Here is a 4,593-nt window from a genome sequence, read left to right as displayed (position 1 = left end):
AAAACCTCTCAATCGCCCGAATATAGCGAAAGCGGATCCTATCGTTGTGGGAGCGACTTCAGTCGCGACAAGGACTTGCGGTGAGGCACGATTGTCGCGACTAAAGTCGCTCCCACAGAAAGCAAGTTTTTCGAGGTTCCCGTCAGAGACCGAGGCAAGTACGGATTCCTCGAAGACATCTCCTTGGATGCACCCCTGCCGCCCGATACATGCACATCCTGCTCAACTGCGCCATGCTATCGGCATGTCCGCCACGTCCACGCCATTGCCTCTGCCAGCCGAACCTTCCCGCGCCCGTGGCGTTTGGCTGGTCGTCGGTTTCTGGGCGTTACTTACCCTGATCAGCTCGATCGCGTGGGCACTGGGTGCAATGAACGAGGGCCAGTCGCATCCCTGGCTGCGCGCGCTGTCCTGGAATCTGCCCGATTATTTCGGCTGGATGCTGCTCACTCCGTGGATCGCCTGGCTGGGCCGCCGCACGGCAACGCACAGCTGGCGCAGGTTCTTCACGGTGCACATCCCGTTGAGCCTGCTTACGGCCGGGGCACATACCGCGGCGCTGCTGCTTGTCTATTGGCAGATGCACACCTACCTCCCCTCGCGCATCGATTCGCTCGGCAAATTGTTCCGCATGGAATTCGTCTACGAGTTCCATTTCGACCTGATCACCTACTGGGTCGTGCTGGCAGTGCTGCGCGGTTGGGACTACCAGCGACGCCTCAAGCGCGAACAGATGCGCAGCGCACAGTTGGAGGGACAGCTCGCGCAAGCACAATTGCACGCCCTGCGCATGCAGTTGCAGCCCCACTTCCTATTCAACACGCTTAACGCCATTTCCGCGCTGGCCCTATCCGATCCGGCAACGGCGCGCACCATGATTGCGCGCCTGAGCGACTTCCTGCGCCTCACCCTGGAGGCCGACCAGAGCCAGACCGTATCGCTGGCGCGCGAGCTCAAATCGCTCGAGTCGTATCTGGCGATCCAGCAGATTCGTTTTCGCGACCGCCTGGCGACGCATTGGGAGATTGCCGACGACGCACTCGATGCCGCCGTTCCGCACCTGATCCTGCAGCCCTTGGTCGAAAACGCCTTGCAGCACGGCTTGCTGCCGCGTGCGACAGGCGGCAACCTGCGCATCGCCGCTCGCCGCGATGGCGAGCAGCTGTGGATGGTTGTCGAAGACGACGGGCAGGGTCTGCCCGACCAGGCCTGGCGTGAAGGCATCGGCCTGGGCAACACGCGCGCGCGCCTGGATGCCTGCGCTGGCCGGCTGTCGATGGTTCCGCGCGCAGGCGGTGGGACACGCGTGGAAGTGCGCTTGCCGTATGAGGTCGGCGCCGCATGAATAGCGAGCGCATCGCCTGTCTGTTGGTCGATGACGAACTGCTGGCGCGCCTGGCATTACGCCAGGCCTTGGCGGGCCACCGCACCGTGGAGATCGTCGGCGAATGCGGTACCGCGGACGAAGCGGCTGAAGCCATCGCCTGCCTGCGTCCCGATCTGATCTTTCTCGACATTCGCATGCCCGGCATGGACAGCTTCGCGCTATTGGAGCGGTTGCAGCCCGATGTGCTGCCGCTTGTGGTCTTCGCTACGGCATTCGACGCACATGCAGTCAAGGCGTTCGAGGCAGGTGCGTTCGACTACGTGCTCAAACCGATCGACCAGGAACGCTTCGATCGCTGCATGGATCGGATTTTCCGCCAATGGCGCCGCCTTACCGCCGATCAGCGCGCGCCACGCCAATCCGTGATGGATGCCGCGCCGGTGGAACGATTGAGCGTGCGCGTGGGCGAAGCGCTGCGCGTCGTACGGGTGAACGATATCGATTGGATCGCCGCCGACGGCAACTACGTGCGCTTGCATGCTGCCGGTGAAGTCATCTTGCATCGGCAGACGTTGCAGCAACTTCACGGTCAGCTCGATCCGGCGCGTTTCCTGCGCATCCATCGTGGCGCAGTCGTCAATCTCGACCGAGTGCGCGAAATCCACCCCCTGTTCCATGGCGATGCCGAAGTCGTGCTTCGCGACGGCACCCGCCTGCCGCTGAGTCGCCGATTCCGCGACGGTGCCCGTGGCGCACTCGGTCTGCGCTGACCGCCCAACCCTGACCTTCGCCTCCGGTCACGGTCACGGTCCCGTTCGTCACAAACCCGCTGCACGACCGATCGCGCACGCGCAAGCTCAGGCTACCCCCACCTGTTGGAGTTCGCCATGCGCTTCCCCCGTCAAGGCCTGACTGTCACTGCTGCTGTGCTGTTGCTATCGATGACCGGTCTCGGAGCAACGTTTGTCTATGCAGCCAACCACGCCGGCACAAGCGATGGCGAAAGCGCAATGAGCGAAGCGGGCGTACGGGCGGTAGAAGATCGCTGGTCGATGGCCGAGGCGACTGGAGATACCGATTTCCTTGGCACCATGCTGGCGCCCGCGTATCGCTCGATCAGCGGCGAGGGCAAGACGCTGACGCGCACCGCGTTGCTCGAGCACGCAGCGAAGAATAAAGGCACGGATGAAGGTCTGCGCAAGATGGAGGCGTACAAGAAGGACCATCCGTACGGAACTCTGGTCACCATGCAAGGCAACAGTGCGGTGGTCAATTTCTACGACCCCGCGCGTGGCGCGCAGGAGGGCATCATGGGAGCGGACATCTTCATCTATGCCGACGGTCGTTGGCAGGCGATCTATTCCCAGCACATCAAGCATTGAGCCATGACGCTGTTCGGCAAATCCATGGCGGGACTATCGGCATGTCTTCTTGCATGGGCCGTTACCAGCGGCTTATCCGAGCACATGCAAACCTTGCCATCCGGCTGCCGCCAGTTGCTTGAGCTGATCGCCTGTCTGGCTTCCATCGCCATGCATTGATCGGAGCATGTCGAATCGCCGAGGGGTCGTTCGTCTCCCCTATTGAGGCGCCGTCCATCCGGTCGGCCGACAAAAGGAGACGCACATGTTCTACGCAAACCGCGGCGCAGGTGCCGCCATCGCCATGCTGTCCCTGGCCATGCTGGCGACCAGCCAGCATGGCAGGGCGGGGCAGGTCGGCTACACCATCGATCCTGAGCACACCTACCCGAGCTTCGAAGCCGATCATCTTGGTGTTTCTACGTGGCGCGGCAAATTCAACAAGAGCAGTGGCAAGGTCGTTCTGGACAAGGCAACCAGCAGCGGTACCGTCGAGGTGACCGTCGATGTCGCGAGCATCGACTTCGGCCACGACAAGCTCAACACGTGGGCGGTCGGCAAAGAGCTCCTCGATACGGCGCGCTATCCCAACGCCGTATTCAAGGGACGCTTGACCGACTTCATCGACGGCAGCCCCACGCACGCAGTGGGTACGCTGACCCTGCATGGAGTGACCAAGCCGCTGACGTTGAACATCGATCGCTTCAAATGCATCCCCCATCCGATGTTCAAGCGCGAATTATGCGGTGCCGATGCGCTGGGCAGCTTTCGGCGCGACGAATTCGGCATGGACGCAGGCAAAAGCTACGGCTTCGATATGAGTGTGCAGCTACGTATCCAGGTCGAGGCTTTGCAGGACGAGGCGCCAGCAAAGAAGTGAGTTCATGAGGCAAGAGCCCCCTCGTCACCCTTTCCCCCGGCTTCACCGGAGGAAAGGGAGCGGGCCGCGCAGGCGCGAAGAACTGCGGCTTCCTCGGTCAGACTCCCGCTCCCTGGCTTCGCCGGGGTAGAGGGTCGAGGTGAGGGGGCGGCCTTTCACGAAACTCAAGCTCATCAGGGTGCGATCAATACCCCACCGTAAACCGTTTACGCTCATGCGCCGGCCGCTCGACCTCGTCAAGCATGGCGACTGCATAATCCTCCATCGAAATCCAGCTCTTGCCGTGTGCATCGACCAGCAATTCGTCCCCTCCGAGCCGAAACTTGCCAGTCCGCTCCCCGGCAACAAGCAATGCAGACGGACTCAAAAATGTCCAATTCAGATCGTCTGCTCCGCGTAGCGCCCCCAGGAATGCTTTACCGGCCTGAGCTTCCTCCGCATAGGCCGCCGGAAAATCCGGCGTATCCACCAGCGCCTTGCCCGGGGCTATTTCCAGGCTGCCAGCCCCACCCACCACCAGATAACGTTTCACACCGGACTTGCGCACCAGCATCAGCAACGCCTCTGGCCCAGCCTGGGTGAAATGGATAGCACTGACGATCGCGTCATGACCGGCCAAGCGGTCAGCCAACGAAGGATCGCCGACAGCGGCAGCTATATGACGCAGTTGCGCCGTATCGGCCGCGGCGTTGGCGTTGCGCGCAACAGCGGTCACCCGATGGCCGCGACTCAGCGCTTCGGCGACCAGGCGCGAACCGACATTACCGCTTGCACCGAGAATAGCGATGTTCATAGATTGTCCTTGCGAAAAATAAACGACAGCAGCGATGCTACGCCCTGCACCCGGCCGCGATAAGTCAGACAATCACGGCTATACTGTCCACTCAAACAGGACAATGGCCATGGGCACGCCGCTGACCGCCGTCAATCTCAACCGCATCGTGGTATTCGTCGCGGTCGTCGAAACCCGCTCTTTCACGGCCGCCGCCGCGCGCCTTGGCTTGGCCAAAACGATGGTGAGCACC

7 protein-coding genes are annotated in these 4,593 nt (G+C 62.0%); 6 read left to right on the top strand and 1 reads right to left on the bottom strand.

The window, feature by feature from the left end:
* Positions 1-244: 244 nt before the first annotated feature.
* The 5 genes from VIM98_RS16005 to VIM98_RS15985 all read left to right on the top strand — a co-directional run bounded on the left by VIM98_RS16005 (position 245) and on the right by VIM98_RS15985 (position 3,568).
* Positions 245-1,345 (top strand): sensor histidine kinase, encoded by a 1,101-nt coding sequence (locus VIM98_RS16005; protein WP_331994108.1) that lies wholly within the window; start codon positions 245-247, stop codon positions 1,343-1,345.
* Positions 1,342-2,097: a LytR/AlgR family response regulator transcription factor gene (locus VIM98_RS16000; RefSeq protein ID WP_331994107.1), complete on the top strand. Its 756-nt coding sequence runs from the start codon at positions 1,342-1,344 to the stop codon at positions 2,095-2,097. Before VIM98_RS16005 ends, VIM98_RS16000 begins: the two co-directional genes overlap by 4 nt.
* Positions 2,098-2,214: 117 nt before the next feature.
* The gene (locus VIM98_RS15995) at positions 2,215-2,709 is read left to right on the top strand and encodes a nuclear transport factor 2 family protein (RefSeq protein WP_331994106.1); all 495 of its coding nucleotides are present in this window, start codon (positions 2,215-2,217) and stop codon (positions 2,707-2,709) included.
* Positions 2,710-2,712: 3 nt separating this feature from the next.
* Positions 2,713-2,868 (top strand): hypothetical protein, encoded by a 156-nt coding sequence (locus VIM98_RS15990; protein ID WP_331994105.1) that lies wholly within the window; start codon positions 2,713-2,715, stop codon positions 2,866-2,868.
* Positions 2,869-2,953: 85 nt separating this feature from the next.
* Positions 2,954-3,568, top strand: coding sequence for a YceI family protein (locus tag VIM98_RS15985; RefSeq protein WP_331994104.1), 615 nt, complete (start codon positions 2,954-2,956; stop codon positions 3,566-3,568).
* 184 nt (positions 3,569-3,752) lie between these two features.
* On the opposite strand, the gene VIM98_RS15980 is transcribed toward VIM98_RS15985, so the two are convergent.
* Positions 3,753-4,361, bottom strand: a complete 609-nt coding sequence (locus VIM98_RS15980) for an NAD(P)-dependent oxidoreductase (RefSeq protein WP_331994103.1) — start codon at positions 4,359-4,361, stop codon at positions 3,753-3,755.
* A 34-nt stretch (positions 4,362-4,395) separates the two neighbouring features.
* Between VIM98_RS15980 and VIM98_RS15975 the strand changes: the two genes are divergently transcribed.
* Positions 4,396-4,593 (top strand): LysR family transcriptional regulator (locus tag VIM98_RS15975; protein WP_331994102.1); only part of this gene is annotated, 198 nt, incomplete at its 3' end.

This window comes from Dyella sp., assembly GCF_036568765.1.
In the GTDB taxonomy this organism is placed as follows: Bacteria; Pseudomonadota; Gammaproteobacteria; order Xanthomonadales; family Rhodanobacteraceae; genus GSA-30.
This window is presented reverse-complemented; position numbering and strand designations above follow the sequence as displayed.

Bases quoted from the DNA above. Each gene is read 5' to 3' on its own strand.
- VIM98_RS16005 (WP_331994108.1), top strand. From the start codon at position 245: ATGTCCGCCACGTCCACGCCATTGCCTCTGCCAGCCGAACCTTCCCGC.
- VIM98_RS16000 (WP_331994107.1), top strand. From the start codon at position 1,342: ATGAATAGCGAGCGCATCGCCTGTCTGTTGGTCGATGACGAACTGCTG.
- VIM98_RS15995 (WP_331994106.1), top strand. From the start codon at position 2,215: ATGCGCTTCCCCCGTCAAGGCCTGACTGTCACTGCTGCTGTGCTGTTG.
- VIM98_RS15990 (WP_331994105.1), top strand. From the start codon at position 2,713: ATGACGCTGTTCGGCAAATCCATGGCGGGACTATCGGCATGTCTTCTT.
- VIM98_RS15985 (WP_331994104.1), top strand. From the start codon at position 2,954: ATGTTCTACGCAAACCGCGGCGCAGGTGCCGCCATCGCCATGCTGTCC.
- VIM98_RS15980 (WP_331994103.1), bottom strand. From the start codon at position 4,361: ATGAACATCGCTATTCTCGGTGCAAGCGGTAATGTCGGTTCGCGCCTG.